General features: G+C 71.9%; 12 protein-coding genes. 7 read left to right on the forward strand and 5 right to left on the reverse strand.

The window, feature by feature from the left end:
- Nucleotides 1–32: 32 nt before the first annotated feature.
- The 5 genes from gmd to ACFYQ6_RS15045 are packed head-to-tail and all read left to right on the forward strand — an operon-like array spanning nucleotide 33 to nucleotide 7,606.
- The gene (gene gmd / locus ACFYQ6_RS15025; protein WP_361576196.1) at nucleotides 33–1,046 is read left to right on the forward strand and encodes a GDP-mannose 4,6-dehydratase; all 1,014 of its coding nucleotides are present in this window, start codon (nucleotides 33–35) and stop codon (nucleotides 1,044–1,046) included.
- Complete coding sequence (locus ACFYQ6_RS15030; RefSeq protein WP_361576193.1) at nucleotides 1,043–3,829, forward strand: LamG-like jellyroll fold domain-containing protein; 2,787 nt, start codon at nucleotides 1,043–1,045, stop codon at nucleotides 3,827–3,829. Before gmd ends, ACFYQ6_RS15030 begins: the two co-directional genes overlap by 4 nt.
- Complete coding sequence (locus ACFYQ6_RS15035; protein WP_388763218.1) at nucleotides 3,826–6,081, forward strand: LamG-like jellyroll fold domain-containing protein; 2,256 nt, start codon at nucleotides 3,826–3,828, stop codon at nucleotides 6,079–6,081. Before ACFYQ6_RS15030 ends, ACFYQ6_RS15035 begins: the two co-directional genes overlap by 4 nt.
- Entirely contained in the window at nucleotides 6,078–6,782 is a 705-nt protein-coding gene (locus ACFYQ6_RS15040; protein WP_361576187.1) for a hypothetical protein, read from the forward strand. Before ACFYQ6_RS15035 ends, ACFYQ6_RS15040 begins: the two co-directional genes overlap by 4 nt.
- A complete protein-coding gene (locus tag ACFYQ6_RS15045) occupies nucleotides 6,779–7,606 on the forward strand; it encodes a glycosyltransferase family 2 protein (protein ID WP_361576184.1) in 828 nt (275 codons plus the stop codon). Before ACFYQ6_RS15040 ends, ACFYQ6_RS15045 begins: the two co-directional genes overlap by 4 nt.
- 1 nt (nucleotide 7,607) lies before the next feature.
- On the opposite strand, the gene ACFYQ6_RS15050 is transcribed toward ACFYQ6_RS15045, so the two are convergent.
- Nucleotides 7,608–8,768, reverse strand: coding sequence for a glycosyltransferase (locus ACFYQ6_RS15050; protein WP_361576181.1), 1,161 nt, complete (start codon nucleotides 8,766–8,768; stop codon nucleotides 7,608–7,610).
- A 133-nt stretch (nucleotides 8,769–8,901) separates the two neighbouring features.
- On the opposite strand from ACFYQ6_RS15050, the gene ACFYQ6_RS15055 reads away from it, so the two are divergent.
- The gene (locus ACFYQ6_RS15055) at nucleotides 8,902–10,416 is read left to right on the forward strand and encodes a hypothetical protein (protein ID WP_388763220.1); all 1,515 of its coding nucleotides are present in this window, start codon (nucleotides 8,902–8,904) and stop codon (nucleotides 10,414–10,416) included.
- On the opposite strand, the gene ACFYQ6_RS15060 is transcribed toward ACFYQ6_RS15055, so the two are convergent.
- From ACFYQ6_RS15060 to ACFYQ6_RS15070, 3 genes are read right to left on the reverse strand one after another with little or no spacing between them, the layout of a single operon-like run.
- Nucleotides 10,385–11,629: a hypothetical protein gene (locus ACFYQ6_RS15060; protein ID WP_361576178.1), complete on the reverse strand. Its 1,245-nt coding sequence runs from the start codon at nucleotides 11,627–11,629 to the stop codon at nucleotides 10,385–10,387. The genes ACFYQ6_RS15055 and ACFYQ6_RS15060 overlap by 32 nt on opposite strands.
- Nucleotides 11,626–13,317, reverse strand: coding sequence for a lipopolysaccharide biosynthesis protein (locus tag ACFYQ6_RS15065; protein ID WP_361576175.1), 1,692 nt, complete (start codon nucleotides 13,315–13,317; stop codon nucleotides 11,626–11,628). The genes ACFYQ6_RS15060 and ACFYQ6_RS15065 overlap by 4 nt, the downstream gene beginning before the upstream one ends.
- Nucleotides 13,314–14,633: a glycosyltransferase gene (locus tag ACFYQ6_RS15070; RefSeq protein ID WP_388763425.1), complete on the reverse strand. Its 1,320-nt coding sequence runs from the start codon at nucleotides 14,631–14,633 to the stop codon at nucleotides 13,314–13,316. Before ACFYQ6_RS15070 ends, ACFYQ6_RS15065 begins: the two co-directional genes overlap by 4 nt.
- A gap of 166 nt (nucleotides 14,634–14,799) precedes the next feature.
- Here ACFYQ6_RS15070 and ACFYQ6_RS15075 point away from each other — a divergent pair, with 166 nt between their 5' ends.
- Nucleotides 14,800–15,249, forward strand: coding sequence for an adenylyltransferase/cytidyltransferase family protein (locus ACFYQ6_RS15075; RefSeq protein WP_361576169.1), 450 nt, complete (start codon nucleotides 14,800–14,802; stop codon nucleotides 15,247–15,249).
- Here the strand turns inward: ACFYQ6_RS15075 and ACFYQ6_RS15080 are convergent.
- Entirely contained in the window at nucleotides 15,218–15,949 is a 732-nt protein-coding gene (locus ACFYQ6_RS15080) for a CDP-alcohol phosphatidyltransferase family protein (RefSeq protein ID WP_388763223.1), read from the reverse strand. The genes ACFYQ6_RS15075 and ACFYQ6_RS15080 overlap by 32 nt on opposite strands.
- Nucleotides 15,950–15,982 lie beyond the last annotated feature (33 nt).

Below are 15,982 nucleotides of genomic sequence, written 5' to 3' on the forward strand. Positions count from 1 at the left end.
AAAGCCCGTAGGGCGACCACAGAGGGGGACTCATGGCAAAGACCGCACTCATCACGGGTGTGACCGGACAGGACGGTTCGTATCTGGCGGAGCTGCTGCTCGAGAAGGGGTACACGGTCCACGGGCTGATACGCCGGTCGTCGAGCTTCAACACCGAGCGGATCGACCACATCTACCAGGGGCCCGAGGAAGCGAATCGTTCCTTCGTGCTCCATCACGCCGACCTCGCCGACGGGGTGGCGCTGGTGAACCTGCTGCGTGACATACGGCCCGACGAGGTCTACAACCTCGGCGCCCAGTCCCATGTCCGGGTCTCCTTCGACGCCCCGCTCTACACCGGTGACGTCACCGGCCTCGGCACCGTGCGGCTGCTGGAGGCGGTGCGGGCCAGCGGCATCGACACCCGGATCTACCAGGCGTCCTCCTCCGAGATGTTCGGAGCGAGCCCGCCCCCGCAGAACGAGAAGACCCCGTTCCACCCGCGCAGCCCGTACAGCGTGGCCAAGGTGTACGCGTACTGGGCGACGGTCAACTACCGTGAGGCGTACGGCATGTTCGCCACCAACGGCATCCTGTTCAACCACGAGTCCCCACGCCGGGGCGAGACCTTCGTGACCCGCAAGATCACCCGCGGTGTCGCCCGGATCAAGGCAGGCCTCCAGGACCGCCTGCACCTGGGCAACCTCGACGCCGTACGGGACTGGGGTTACGCCCCCGAGTACGTGGAGGCGATGTGGCGGATGCTCCAGTGCGACACGCCCGACGACTTCGTCGTGGCCACCGGGGAGGGGGTCAGCGTCCGCCAGTTCCTGGAGTACGCGTTCGAGCACGCCGGCCTCGACTGGGCGGAGCACGTCCGCTACGACCCGAAGTACGAGCGCCCCAGCGAGGTCGACGCGCTGATCGGTGACGCGTCGAAGGCGGAGGAACTCCTCGGCTGGAAGCCCGAGGTGAAGTCGCGCGAGCTGGCGCGGATCATGGTCGACGCCGACATCAGGCTGCTGAACGACCAGCTCGCCGGATCCGCGGTCCGGGTGGACCGGTGAGAGGCCCCGGACGTCTCAGACGCACCCGGGGCGGCGTCCTCCTCGCGGTCCTGGCCCTCACGGCGGGAGCGCTGGGCGCCGCGTCGGCCACCGCTCCCCCTGCCGCGGCGCTCACCCCGCCGGTCGGCTTCACGGCCGACGCGCTGTCCACGTACCAGACCAACGGGATCGTGTGGTCGCTCGCCGAGGCGAACGGCGTCGTCTACGCGGGCGGCACCTTCTCGGGCATCCGGCCGGCCGGCTCCCCCGCCGGGAGCAACACCACGCCGGCCGTCAACTTCGCCGCGTTCGACGCGGCGACCGGCGCGCCCACCGGCTGCTCGCTCTCCTTCACCCGCAGCAGCGGCACCGCGACGGTCCGGGCACTCGCCGTATCGCCCGACAGGTCCACGCTCTACGTGGGCGGATACTTCAACTCCGTGAACGGGACGGCCGCCAACGGCCTGACCGCGATCGACACCGCCACCTGCCGCCCGCGGCCCGGCTTCGCACCGCAGTTCGGGGCGACGGTCCGGGCGCTCGACGTCGGGGCGGACGGCACCGTCTACGCGGGCGGTGACTTCCAGACGGTCAACGGCGCCGCGCGGCGCTTCTTCGGAGCGGTCACCGCCTCCGGCGCCCTGACCGGCTGGAATCCGGCCGCCGACGAGCCCGGCCGCGCCCTCAAGGTGACGCCGGACGGGGAGAGCGTCCTGATCGGCGGGGACTTCTTCACCGTCGGCGGGACCGCCTCGCACGCGCTCGCGGTGACGCACCCCGCCACGGGTGCGGTGACGCACGCCTACGGCGCGGCCTTCATCCCGGCGTCCGCCGTCATCAAGGACATCGTGACCGACGCGGAGTCCGACGGCTGGTACGCCGCGGGCGAGGGCTCGGGCCCCGCGTCGTTCGACGGCCGACTCGCCATGGAACTGGACGGGTTCGGCCAGCGCTGGCGGGACACCTGCCAGGGCGCGACGCAGGCGCTCCGGGTCCACCGGCGGGTGCTGTACGCGGGAAGCCATGTGCACGACTGCTCCACGATGGGCGGCTTCCCCAACCAGGTCCGCAAGCACCTGACGGCTCAGTCGGTCGACGACCCGGACCTGCTGGGCTGGCTCCCCGACACCAACGACGGCATCGGCGAGCCGGTCGGGCCCCGCGCCCTGACCGTGGCCTCACGCGGCGGACGGGACTTCCTCTGGGTGGGTGGCGAGTTCACCACCGTCAACGGGGTCGGCCAGCAGGCGCTGACCCGGTTCGCGAACACCCCGGACACCGGGGCGCCCGCCGCACCCGCCGTGAGCGTGTCCGCGCCGCGAGCGGGTGAGGTCAAGGTCAGCTGGCGCAGCGCCCTGGACCTGGACGACAGCCTGCTGACGTACCGGGTCTACCGCGACGGCGGCTCGGCCCCCGTGCACACCACGACGGGTTCCTCCCTGTTCTTCAGCAGGCCGCAGCTGACCTTCACCGACCGCGACGTGGTGGCGGGCCGGACCTACGGCTACCGGATCACGGCGAGCGACGGGACGAACACCAGCGCCCTCTCGGCCACCGCCTCGGTGGCCGCCGCGTCCTCGGCCTCCCCCTACCAGGAGAAGGTCCTGGCGGACGGGGCGGACCTGTACTGGCGCTACGACGAGGCCGGCGGCGCCTTCGCCGCGGACGCCTCGGCAGGCGAGGACGGCGGGGTGTACATGAACGCGCCGTCCTACCGCGCCACGCCCTCCGCGGTGGAGGGCTCGGCGGCCCTGTCCCTCAACGGCACCGACGAGTACGTCTACAGCGACCGGCTGCACCACTACACCTCGCCCTCGCCGTACTCGGTCGAGACGTGGTTCCGCACCACTTCGACGCGGGGCGGGCGGATCGTCGGCCACGGCAACAACATCGGCACGGAGCGCGGCCACACGAGCAGCATCTCCGACAAGCTGATCTATCTCACGGACGACGGACGGGTCGCCTTCGGCGTCCAGACCGGCAGCACCAGCGCCCGTCCCACCGTCACGTCGGCGGACTCCTACAACGACGGCACCTGGCACCACGCCGTCGCGACGCAGGGACCGTCCGGCATGGTGCTGTACGTGGACGGGGAGGTGGTCGGCACGAATCCGGCCACCGGCAACCGCTCGTACAACGGCTTCTGGCGGGTGGGCGGGGACGCCATGAACAACGCCTGGCCGAACCGTCCCACGAGCGACTACTTCGCCGGGCAGGTGGACGAGACCGCGGTCTATCCGTCGGCACTGACCGCCGCCCAGGTCGCCGCGCACCACGATCTGGCCGGTGCCCCGCAGGGCCCCGGCGACAGCACCGTCACCCTCACCCCGGACGAGGACGCGTACGTCAACGGCGTGGCGGCTAACACGAACTACGACGACACCCAGCTCGCCTCGCGGGGCAGCACGGCCTACCTGAGCTATCTGCGGTTCACGCTGCCGTCCGCTCCGGCCGGCCAGGTGCTCAAGAGCGCGCGGCTCACCTTCCGGACCTCGTCGGACTCGACGGCGGGGTCGGCCGAGAGCCACAGCATCGTGCCGGTCACCGGCACATGGACCGAATCGGCGGTCACCTACAACACCCGGCCGGCGCTCTCCACGTCCGTGCTGGGGACCATCACCGGCGCGTCCTCCGTCTCCACCGGCTACTCGGCGGCACTGGACGCGTCCGCACTGGACGGAGCCCTCGGCTCCGTCTCCTCACTCGCCCTGACCAGCAGCGGGACTGACAGTCTCCGCATCTGGTCGAGCGAGGCAACCGCGGCCTACCGGCCGCAGCTCGTCCTCACCTTCGGAGATGAATGATGAACGGAAGCACGGGGCGGAGACCTGGGGGGAGCGGCCGTGTGCGGGCCGCGTCCGCCGCGCTCTGCCTGTTCGCCGGCGCCCTGACCGCGACAGCGGCCGGGGCCTCACCGGCGGCGGCGCTGACACCGCCGGTCGCGATCACCGCGGACGACCTCACGACCTGGCAGACCAACGGCATCGTCTGGGCGATGGCCGCGACGGACGGCGTCGTGTACGCGGGTGGCACCTTCTCCACCGTCCGCCCGCCGGACGCGGCGGCCGGGACCTCGGAGCAACCCGCGGTCAACTTCGCCGCGTTCGACGCGGCGACAGGTGCTCCGACGGGCTGTGACCTGTCGTTCACCCTGTCCTCCGGGACGGCGACCGTACGGGCCCTCGCGCTGTCGCCGGACGGCGGGACCCTGTACGCGGGCGGGCAGTTCGGCGCGGTGAACGGGGTGGGCGTCAGCAACATCGCGGCCGTCGACACCGCGACCTGCACGCCTCGGCAGGACTTCAAGATCTCGGTCTCGGCGACGGTACGGGCCCTGGACGTCACCGAGGACACGGTCTACCTGGGCGGTGACTTCAACAGCGTGGGCGGCCAGACCAGGAACAAGTTCGCCGCCGTCACCACGGGCGCCGATCTGCTGCCCTGGACCGCCAACGCCGACGAGGTGGCCCGGGCGGTCGAGGTGACCCCGGACGGGCAGCACGTGGCGCTCGGCGGTGACTTCTTCACGGTCAACGGCACCACCTCGCACGCCCTGGCCGTGGTCGACGCCACCACGGGCGCGCTCACCACGAGCTACCCGGGCTTCATCCCCAACACCTCCACGGTGCAGGACCTCACCACGGACGCCACCGGGCTCTACACCGCCAACGAGGGCACGGGCGGCGGGGTGTTCGACGGCCGGATCGCCATCGACCTGAACGACTACCAGCAGCGCTGGCGGGACACCTGCCTGGGCGCCACCCAGGCCGTCCTGGTCCACTCGGGCGTGCTGTACAGCGGCAGTCACGCCCACGACTGCGCCAGCATGGGCGGGTTCCCCGACCAGCCGCGCAAGCACCTGCTGGCCCAGTCGGTCGACGACCCGACGCTGCTGCCCTGGTTCCCCGACACGAACGACGGCATCGGTGAGCCGGTCGGGCCGCGGGTGATGGCGCAGACGGACAAGGGCGGCAGCCACTACCTGTGGGTGGGCGGGGAGTTCACCACCGTCAACGGGGCCGGGCAGCAGGGTCTGACCCGGTTCGCCGACGGCCCGGACACCGGTGCGCCCTGGGTGCCCAACGTCAGTCTCTCCACGGTCACCCCGGGGCAGATCGACGTCCAGTGGCAGACCAGCTTCGACACCGACGACGGTGAGCTGACCTACCGGATCTACAAGGACGGGGCGAGCACTCCCGTCCACACGGTGACGGGCTACTCGCTCTTCTGGGACCGTCCGCAGCTGAAGTGGACCGACACCGACGTGGCGGTGGGCGAGACGCACTCGTACCGCATCACCGCGAGCGACGGCACCAACACCAGTGCCAAGTCCCCGGCCCAGTCCGCGACGGTGGCCTCGTCCACCCAGGCCTATCCGGCGCGGGTGCTGGCCGACGGCGCCTCGCTCTACTGGCGTTACGACGAGGGCACGTCCACCTTCGCGGCGGACACCACGGGAGGCCTGAACAACGGCTTCCTGCGCAACGCTCCGGCCTACCGGCAGACCCCGGCCGCGATCGCGGGAGACTCGACCGCGATCGGCTTCGACGGGGCGAGCGAGTACGCGTACAGCAACAAGCGCCACACCCAGCCGACCCGGTTCACGGTGGAGACCTGGATCAAGACCACCACGACCCGCGGCGGCAAGATCATCGGGTTCGGCAACCTGACCATGCAGAACAGCACCCGCTTCGACAAGCACGTCTACATGACCGACACGGGGCGGCTGGTCTTCGGTGTCTACAGCGGCGGCCGTCGCACCGTGACCACGGCCGGGTCCTACAACGACGGGGCGTGGCACCACGTGGTCGCCACGCAGGGCCCCGCCGGCGTGGCGCTGTACGTCGACGGGCAGTTGCGCGCGTCGAACTTCCTGTACACGAGCAACGAGAACTACCCGGGCTACTGGCGGGTCGGCGGCGACAACCTGGCCAACTGGGCCAACCGTCCGACCAGCAACTTCTTCGCCGGGCAGATCGACGAGACGGCGGTCTACCCGACCGCGCTCAGCGCTTCGACGGTCAGCGCGCACTACGCCCTGAGGACGGTTGAATGAGGTATCCGTTCCTGGCCGGCGCCGCCGTCGCTCTCGCGACGGCGGCGCTGGCCGCCTGCGGTTCGTCCGGCGGGTCCGGCGACGAGGGCGGGAAGAAGGCCGCCGCGGCCGGCACACCGTCCGCGGTGGCTTCCTCCGCGCCGTCCGTCGCCGGGCCCACGGCCTCCACTCCGGGCCCCCGGGCCACGAAGTCCGGTGCCACGTCCAAGGCCCCCGCCGGGGACGTCACCCCGGCCACCGGGTCCTTCACCGAGAAGCAGAAGGAGTATCTGACCGACCGCGTACCCAAGGGCATGGACCCGGCCGCGGTGCTGCAGACGGGGCAGGAGACCTGCGACAGGCTTCGGTATCTGGTCAAGGCCGACCGGGACATCGCCGTCGGTGCGATCGTCTCCGGTGAGGTCGCCGACGCCGAACCGGCCGTGACGCACCTCTGCCCCCAGCACCAGGTCCTGATCGACGAGGCGGCACTCGGCTACGCCGACGGCACGCACAAGGGCGACGGGCTCCGGCCGGGACGGTACAGGGCCCCCTCCCCCACCAAGGCCTGCAGCTGGCAGGTCACGGGGGCGGGCGGCAAACAGCTGGCGTCCGGTTCCTCGGCCACGGGCGGGCAGGTGGAGATCACCGTCGCCCGCTCCGCCCGCGCCTTCACCTCCACAGGCTGCTACGCCTGGCTGCCCCAGGGAGACAACGGATGAACAAGCTGCCCATAGCCGTGGCGATCCCCACGAAGAACGAGGGCCTGAACATCGCCGAGGCGGTGAAGTCGGTCCTGGGCCACTTCGAGGCGGTCGTCGTCGTGGACTCCCACAGCACCGACGACACGGCGAAGATCGCCGAGGAGTGCGGGGCGGAAGTCGTCCCGTACACCTGGGACGGAGGACACCCGCGCAAGAAGCAGTGGTGTCTGGAGAACGTCCGGACGGACCTGGACTGGATCCTGCTGCTCGACGGTGACGAGCGGCTCAGCCCGGGGCTGCTCGCGGAGCTGCGGCGGATCTTCGCGGACCGGGACAGCCCCAAGCCGGCGGCCTACGACATACCGCTCGGCTACTGGTTCTCGGGGAAGCGGCTGCGGCACGGCTACACGATCCGCAAGCGGTCCCTGACCGACCGGACCAGGTGCTACTACCCGGAGGTCGGCGACCTCGCCGCACCGGGGATCGGCGAGGTGGAGGGGCACTACCAGCCGGTCGCGACGACGGCACAGGCGCTGAGCAACCCCATCGAGCACCAGGACCTGGACCCCGTCACCGCCTGGTTCGAGCGGCACAACCGCTACTCGGACTGGGAGGCGTGGCTGGAGCACCACCCCGAGGTCAAGGAGCAGGTGCGCAAGGTGAAGTCCCGCCAGGGACAGCTCTTCCACAAGGCGCCGTTCAAACCGCTGGTGTCCTTCGCCTACATGTACGTCTACCGGCGGGGCTTCCTCGACGGCCGGGCGGGCCTGGACTTCGCGCTCGCGATGAGCTTCTACCGCTGGCAGATCGCTCTCAAGTCGCGTGAGGGAAAGACGGGTTGAGTCAGCGTGCCCTCCGGCGGACCACGTCCTCGTAGGTCTCCCGGAGGGTTCGTGTCACGACGTCGATGGTGAAGTGCTCGCAGACGAGATCCCATGCGGCCTTGCCCGCACGGTCGTTGGCCTCCGGTTCGAGCAGTTCCAGCACGGCGTCGGCGACCTTCCGCGCGTTGGCGGCGTCCTCGCCGGGCCGGCTGTCGATGACCCGCCCCGCCCCGGCGGCGGCCACGTCGGGGCCGAGCCCGCAGGTACGGGTGATCACGGCGGGGGTGCCCACCGACATGGCCTCCAGGACCGACACCCCGAGGGGCTCCTCGATCGACGGCAGGACGTACACGTCGGCCCGCCGCCCGGCGTCGAGGACCCCCTCGTGGTCCAGCGGCCCGACATGGTCGAGCGAGTCCGTCACGCCGAGCCGGCGGGCGAGCGCGAGCGTGCCGGGCAGGGCTCCGGTGTCCGGTCCCGCGAGGACGAAGCGGGCGTCGGGGTACCGCGCCAGCACGGCGGGCATCGCGGCGACGAAGTCCTCGGGGCGCTTGCGTTCCTGGATGCGGGCCAGGAAGAGCACGGTCGGGGGCCGGTCCGGGTCACGGGCGGGCTTGCGCTCCTGCGGGCGCACACCGTTGACGAGCCGGACGGTGTTGGTGAGCGCGACCGGGGCCGCGACCGCGTTCACGTCGAGGCGCTCCGTCTCGGTGAGGTGGAGCACGGCGTCGGCACGGCGCAGGACGGTGCGGACCCCCAGCAGGTCGGTGAGCTGGGCGACGCGTTTCTCGGTCGGGTCGACCATGCCGTGCGTCTGCACGACCAGCGGGGTACGGGTGGCGAGCGCGAGCAGGGCTGCGGGCAGGGTCACCAGGTCGCGCATCAGGTGGACGTGGACGAGATCGGCACCGCGCATCATCCGGCGCGCGGTGTTCAGCAGGGCGCCCGAGGTGATGCCGCTGACCTCGAACATCGGGAGCAGGTGGCGGGCCTGGAAGAGGTGCACCGGCACTCCCTCGACCTCGCCCGGCAGCGGGCCGCCGAAGCCGTCGCCCAGCGCCATGATGCGGGCGTCATCCCCGTGGGCCCGCTGGACCTTGGACAGGTTGAGCGCCACCCGGGTCGGACCGCCGAAGGCGTGGTCCGGAGTGTGCAGCGTGACGATGTGCAGGATCTTCACCAGGGTTCCCCTCGACCTCGGCCGGTTGTTCACAGACTAGTCATCGCATCACCCCAAGTGGGCTGATTCGTTAGAGTGTTCATCGGCCGTACGGCCAGGCGAGCGCGGCCTGCGGGCCGGTGATCGGGGGGTCATGACGTCCGTGCACGAGACGGTGGGGGGCGCCCCCGCGCGGGAGCGCGCCGCACGTCCGCCGGTCGAGCCTCCGGCGAGGCCCCTGACGTGGGCGATGCTCTCGCGTGCCGTGTCCGTGCCGCTCATCCTCGGGCTGGTCTGCTTCCTGCCGGCCCTGATCGCCGCCCAGCCGGGTTCGGGGGTCCGGGACACCGCCTACTGGCTGCAACTGGTCCTGACCTGCTACGCCGGGGCGCGGCTCGCCACGATGATCCTGTCCACCCGGCGGCGGCTGCTCCAGGGCGTCTTCTGGATGTTCGTGTACATCGCCATGGGCGTCGCGCCCTTCGCCCAGGTGGTGATCGGGCAGACGCCGACGCCGATGGTGGGACCGCGCTCGGACCTGGTGACGGCCATCGCCATGATCCTCGTGGGCTGTGCGGCCTTCGACCTCGGGGCGCTGCTGGCCTCACGGCGCCCGCTGCGGCGGCGTGCGGCCTCCCGGGCCACGGGCGGTCCCGCCGTCGCGCACCCGGTCAGGCTGCGGCTGCTGGTGCTGATCGCACTGCTCGCGAGCGGCTACTACGTGGTCAAGCTCGGCGGCCCGGCCGTCTTCTTCTCCAGCCGTCAGGAGATCAGCGCCACCGTCGCGCAGAGCGGGGTGGTCTCGGAGGAGTCCAACGTCGGCTCGGCGTTCCTCAAGGGCTTCGGCACCGTCCCGGCGCTGCTCGCGTTCCTCTTCTACACGCGCCGCCTGGTGACCTCCCGCCGCGCCCGGCGATCCCCGTCGACGGCGCTGGTGTGGGTGGCGCTGGCAGCGGTGAACCTGGTGGTGAACAACCCGATTTCCAATGCGCGTTACTGGTTCCTGACGGTGCTGGTGTCCCTGCTCTTCACCGCGTTCCCGAGCAGCGCGGCGATGTACCGCTCGGTGCTGACCATGGGCGTGGTGGGCGCCCTGGTGCTGTTCCCGTACGCCGACCGCTTCCGTTACGACGACGAGGGCTACCGGCCGGTGCAGTCGGCCTCCGTCTTCGAGCCTCTGGCCACCAAGGACTACGACCAGACGGTGATGTTCGCCAACACCATCTCCTGGGTCGACACCCGGGGCCACACGTACGGACGCCAGCTCGCGGGTTCCGCGCTCTTCTTCGTCCCGAGGGCGGTGTGGAGCGGGAAGCCGGAGGACACCGGGGTGCGGGTGGGCGAGTGGATGGGGATGAACATGACCAACCTCTCGGCCCCGCTGTGGACCGAGTTCTGGGTCGACTTCGGCGCGTCCGGCATGATCGGCGGGCTGGCGCTGATCGGTTACGCGGCGGCCCGTACCGACCGCAGGTACGCCCTGGCCGTCACCCGTGCCGGTCCCGGGCCGGGGAGCGTGCTGGCGATCGCGGCGCCTCTGATCGCCGGCTACACCTTCATCCTGCTGCGCGGTCCGCTGCTCCAGGCGGCGGGGAAGCTGGCGATCGCCGCCCTGTGCCTGCTGCTGATCACCACGTTCAGGGAGCAGAAGGCAGCGCGTCGGCGCTGAGGGCGTCCTCCGCCACCGGCCCCCGTCTGCGCAGCCGGGCGACCCTGGTCCAGGTGGCGACGGCTTTGCAGAGCGATCCCAGGCACAGGCCCCAGGCGGCCCCGGGGACGCCGCCGAGGGCGTAACCCCCGGCCATGAAAGCCACGGCGGTCAGGGAGAACACGACCTGGATGCTCAGCGTGGTGCGCGGGTCGAGCATGCGCAGGGCGAGCAGCCCGCAGGTGCCGACGGCCATCGCCGCGTACTGGCTGCCGGTCGCGGGGAGCAGGGCGGAGGCGGTGGGCCAGGTGTCTCCGAGGAGTTCGCGTCCCGCCCGGTCCGGCAGCAGGGCGAGCACCGTGGCCCAGAGGGCCGCGGTGGCCGCCAGCACGGCGGCGAGCCCTGCGGTCGCCCGCACCCTGCGTCGCTCCTCGCCGATGCGGCCGAGCAGGGGCGGCCCGAAGGAGGTGGCGGAGGTGAACAGCACGTTGAGCGGCCCGAACAGGGTGGTCGCCCCGCGCAGGGCGCCGACCAGGAGCGGATTGCCGACGGCGCCCAGGCCGAGCACGGAGAGCTGGCTGGTCGCGTTGCCCACCCCGAACTCGACGACGAAGCGCCCCCCGAGGTGACCGCGCCGCAGCATCGGGCGCAGCAGCAGGGACGCCCCCGGTGTCGAGCGGCGCAGCAGGAGGGCGGACAGCACGAGGGCCGGCAGGGCTGAGAGCCCCCAGACGAGGATCAGACGGGCGGGCGGCGCCCCGTACTCCTGGACGGAGAGGGCGCCGAGGACGCAGAGCAGCCGCACCAGGTCGGCGCCCAGGGCCAGGTGGGGCAGCTGGAGTGTGGAGAAGGCATAGCGCAGTGCGTCCTGCCCGAGCACCACCGGCAGGACGAGGCCGAGCATCGTCAGCGCGCGGGCGGTCTCCCCCGGAACGGCGAGGCAGACGGCTGCCAGCAGTGCGCCGAGCGCCGCCGAGGCGCCCACGGTGAGGACGACGGCCGAGCGGCAGGCGCCCCCGATGGCCTTGCCCTCGCCGCGACGCAGGACGAGCGGCTGCCCCGTGTACGCCCCCGAGACGCCCAGGAGCACCGTGAAGACGAGGTAGACGGCGGAGAAGCGGGCGAAGTCGGCCACGGTGGAGAGCCGGGCGGCGGCCACGAGCACCAGGATGTTGGTGAGCGCGGCCACGCCCTGGTCCGCGACCGAGCAGAGGATCGCGGTGCGGGCTCTCACCGGCGCGCCCCCGGGAGGGTGAAGGAGCGCAGGCCCATGGTCTCGGCGGGGTCCCCCGTGGTCTCGGGCCCGTCCGGTCCGGCGGCCGGGGTCCCGGACCCGCCGCCCGCGCGGCGCCGGGCGGACCGCGGCCGTCGCTCCGCGCGACGCAGCCGGCCCCGGCCGGGGTGCAGCAGCGCGCCGAGCACCGAGCCGCCGGAGGCGCTGATGATCTCGCGGATGCGCTCCAGGTCGCTGCGGTGCACCTCGCGGGGGTCACAGACGATCATGACGCCCTCGACCCGGTCGACGAGAGCGACCGCGTCGGCGTACGACAGGACCGGCGGGGCCAGCACGATGACCACCGCGCCGGGGCGGTCGGCCTCGGCGACGATGCGGCCGACGGGGACGGACGTCAGGGCGCGTGGCACGTTGTCCACGGTGACCCCGGCGACCAGGGCGAACGCGCCGGAGCCCGGCACGTCCACGTTGTAGCGGGCGCCGGTCGGCCAGCTGCCGTCACCCTCCTCGCCGGCGGCCCAGCGCGGCGGCCGGACCTCGTGGGCGGAGGAACCGAGATCGCGGGCGAGCGAGGGGGTGCGCAGGTCCGCCTCGACGAGCAGGACGTCCCGGCCCATCTCGGCGAAGGCGGCTGCCAGGTTGACCGCGGCGGCCGCGGCGGCGGCGTTGTCGCCACGCGGGGCGGTGACCAGGAGGCGGCGGCTCTCCGCGAAGGCGGGGTCGTAGGCGAGGCGGAACGCGACCGCCCGGTACTCCTCGGCCAGCCGCGATCCGCTGCGCCCGATGGCCAGCAGGGTGCCCACGGCGGCGCGTTCCCTGGGCAGCGTGCCGAGCAGCGGACCGCCGAGCGAGCGGACGAGTTCGCGGGGCGAACGCACGGCGGGGTCGAAGACGAGGCGTACCCAGGACAGCAGCAGCCCGAGCGCCAGACCGACCACGGCGCCGAGCCCGAGGAGCAGCGGCAGCCCTGCTCCGGTGGGCTCGGTGGGGGCGACCGGCTTCTTGTTGAGGTAGCCGGGGGTGGTGTCGAGCGCCTTGAGCTCGGATATCTTCCGGCTCAGTTCGGAGATGGAGACGATGATGTTGGCACGGGCGCTGCTGACGTCGTCGGCCGCGTCGACCCCGGTCCGCTCCTCCAGCAGGTCGCGCTTCTCCTCCAGCGGTTCGAGCTGGGCGCGGTACCCGTTGGCCATGTTGTCGATGCTCTCCTGGGTGCGCGCCTTGCGGTGCGCGAGGTAGGCGTTGGCCAGGGCCTCGGCACGGGAGCGGGCCTGCTCCGGGGCGGCACCGGTGTAGGAGAAGCGGAGGGTGAGGGTGTTGGGCGGGTTGGTCACCTGGAGGCCGGCCAGCAGCTTCCGGGCGGTGACGTCGTCGCCCTTCTTGAGCAGGGTGGCAGCGGCCAGGTCGCCCACGGTGTCGCTGACCGCCGTCTGCCGTTCCGAGCCGATGTTGATGCCCTTGTCGGCCGAGGCACCGGTGGCGAAGGGGTCGGAGGTCGCGGAACGCACCTGTACCTCACCGGTCGCGGTGAAGGTGTCGTCGCCGCTCAGGGCGAGGAAACCACCGCCGAGCAGGCCGACGACGACTCCCCCGGCCAGGAGGGCCCGGTAGCGCAGGAGCTGGCGGAACTGGTCGCGCAGCAGTGCCGGTTCGTCCTGGTCGTCCAGGGGACGGATCGGATGGCTCATCGGCGTGCTCTCCCTCGTGCGTCCCCGGGCTCCGCGCCTCCGGGCCCTGCTTCCCCTGCCCGCGCGTCCCCGGGCCCTGTATCCCCTGCCCGCGCGTCCCCGGGCCCTGTTTCCCGCGCCTTCGTGTCTCCGAGCGCCTCGCGGAGCAGGGCGTCGAAGCGGGCGAGGCCCGCCTCCCTGCTCAGATGGTCCGCGACGTAGCGCGGCCCGTGGGCGCCCAGGGCGGACGCAGCCCCCGGGTCCCGGACCAGTTCGCGTACGGCGGCGAGGAGCGCGGCAGGGTCCTCGGGGGCCACGAGGACCCCCGCCCCCGAGCGGCGCACCTCGTCGGCCGTGCCGCCCTCGCCCGCCACGGAGGCGACGACAGGGCGGCCTGAGACGAAGTACGAGGTGAGTTTGGACGGCACGCTCATGTCGAGCACGGAGGCCCGCTGCGTCACCGCGAGCACGTCCGCCGCGGCCAGCACGTCGGTGAACTCGTCCGCGCCCGCGGGCGGCAGGAAGTCGAGATTGGGCAGCCCGGCGGCGCGCTCGCGCAGTCCGTCGCGCTGGTTGCCGTCGCCCATCAGCACGACCCGGATGTCGGGGGCCAGTCGCGCCAGGCCGACCAGGACGTCGAGGCCCTGCTTGAGGCCCATGTTGCCGGAGTGCAGCAGTACGGGGGTTCCCTCGCGCCAGCCGAGCCGGGCGCGGGTGGCTGCCCGGTCGGCCGAAGGGCTCTCCACATGCGTCCAGTTGGGGACGACACGGATGCGACCGGGGTCCACGCCGAGAGCGGTGACGCCCTCCACGAAACTCTCGTGGATCACACCGACGAGAGCGGCGCCGCGCAGCGCGTGACGCTCCGCCTTCGCGGCGACGGCGGCGGCCCTGCCCCCGCCCCGTATCCCGCTCTGCGCCGCCGCGGCGCCCATCAGGTCCTGGACGACGGGTATGTGGGGCACACCGTGGCGGCGGGCCAGGCGGGCGCCGATGACACCGCCCGCGAGGCTCGGCATCTGGGAGATCACCGCGTCGGGGCGGCCCGGCGGCGGGGCGAGGATGCCGTGGGCGAGGACGGACGCCTCGAACGCCGCTCTGCGCAGGGCCGTCTGACGGGGCGGCACGTAGTGGCGACGCCGGTGCACCCGTACGCCCTCGCGGGTCTCCACCCTGCTCCACACCCCCCGGTACCGCTCGTCCACGCGCCAGGCAGGGTAGTGCGGCATCCCGGTCAGGACCTCGGTCCTGGCCCCCGACGCGGCCCAGTGCTCGGCGAGCTGGGTGGCGTACGGGCCGATGCCCGTCACCTCGGGGGCGTAGTTCGTGGAGACCACAAGAAGTCTGCGGTTCTCGAACGGTCTCTGATGCTCATCAGCGGACAACGGATGATCGCCTTCCCCCCGGAACAGCCTCTTCTGTGAGCTTATCCGTTCACGGGATGCACAAGTGTTCTTCACAGTAAGGTCGTTGCACCAGTTCCACCGTGGGGGGAGAGAACGGATGGTGCAGCACAGAGTCGGATACGCGCCGGGGGTGTACGACTTGTTCCACGTCGGGCACCTGAACATCCTGCGTCATGCCCGCAGCCAGTGCGACTACCTGGTGGCCGGGGTGGTCTCCGACGAGATGGCGGCGCTGGCCAAGGGACACAAGCCGGTGATCCCGCTGGCCGAGCGGCTGGAGATCGTGCGCAGTGTGCGTCATGTGGACGCCGCCTTCGTCGAGACAGTTCCGGACAAGGTGGAGACCTGGCAGCAGGTCCGCTTCGACGTGATCTTCAAGGGGGACGACTGGCGGGGCACGGAGAAGGGCGAACGGCTGGAGCGGGACTTCGCCGAGGTCGGTGTGGAGGTCGTCTACTTCCCCTACACCGTGCACACGTCCAGCACCCAGCTGCGCCGGGCTCTGGACGTGCTCGTCAGCCGGCCCGGAGCGCTTTCAGCTCCCTGAACCACTTGACCAGGAACGCCGCGAGGAACACGGCGTGCACGGCCGCGAGGACGGCGTACCCGGCGCGGAACGCCCCGGGTGCGCCGAGCAGCAGGAAGACCAGGCAGAACACCCCGTAGTCCGCCGGCAGCAGTGCCACGGCCCGCACCCGGGACACCGGAGCAGCGGAACTCGAGGGCGCGGGTGCGGCAGGGGCCGCCGCCTTGCCGAGCTGCTCCCTGAGCAGTCCGGCGCAGAAGGTGAGCACGGCCGCGAACAGGAAGCCGAGAGGCAGCAGGAGCCAGCCCTCGTCCGGCAGTTCGGCGAAGCGGAAGAACGAGATCAGCACGGCGCCGTGGACGAGGATCATCTTCGCGCAGTCCACGACATGATCGAGCCATTCGCCGTCCGGCCCTCCGCGCCCGGTCAGCCGGGCGAGCTGCCCGTCGGCCGAGTCGAAGGCGAAGCCGACGGCCAGGCCGGCGTAGACGAGTACTCCGAGCCACCAGGACGGCTCCACGAGCGCCACGGCGGCGATCGAGGAGAAGGTGAACGCGGCACTGATCAGCGTGACTTGATTGGGTGTCAGCCCTGCGCGGTACGCCCCCGCGGCGAGCAGGCGGCCGGCCGGCCGGTTCACGTACCGCGAGTAGAGCGAGACACCCTTGGACGACTTCTGTGCGCCGCGCAGTTCGCGCAGCACCGTACCCGTACCCGACATACGCCCCCCAGCGCCCGGTGGTTCCCCGTCGCA

The organism is Streptomyces sp. NPDC005494 (assembly GCF_042872025.1).
Lineage (GTDB): Bacteria > Actinomycetota > Actinomycetes > Streptomycetales > Streptomycetaceae > Streptomyces.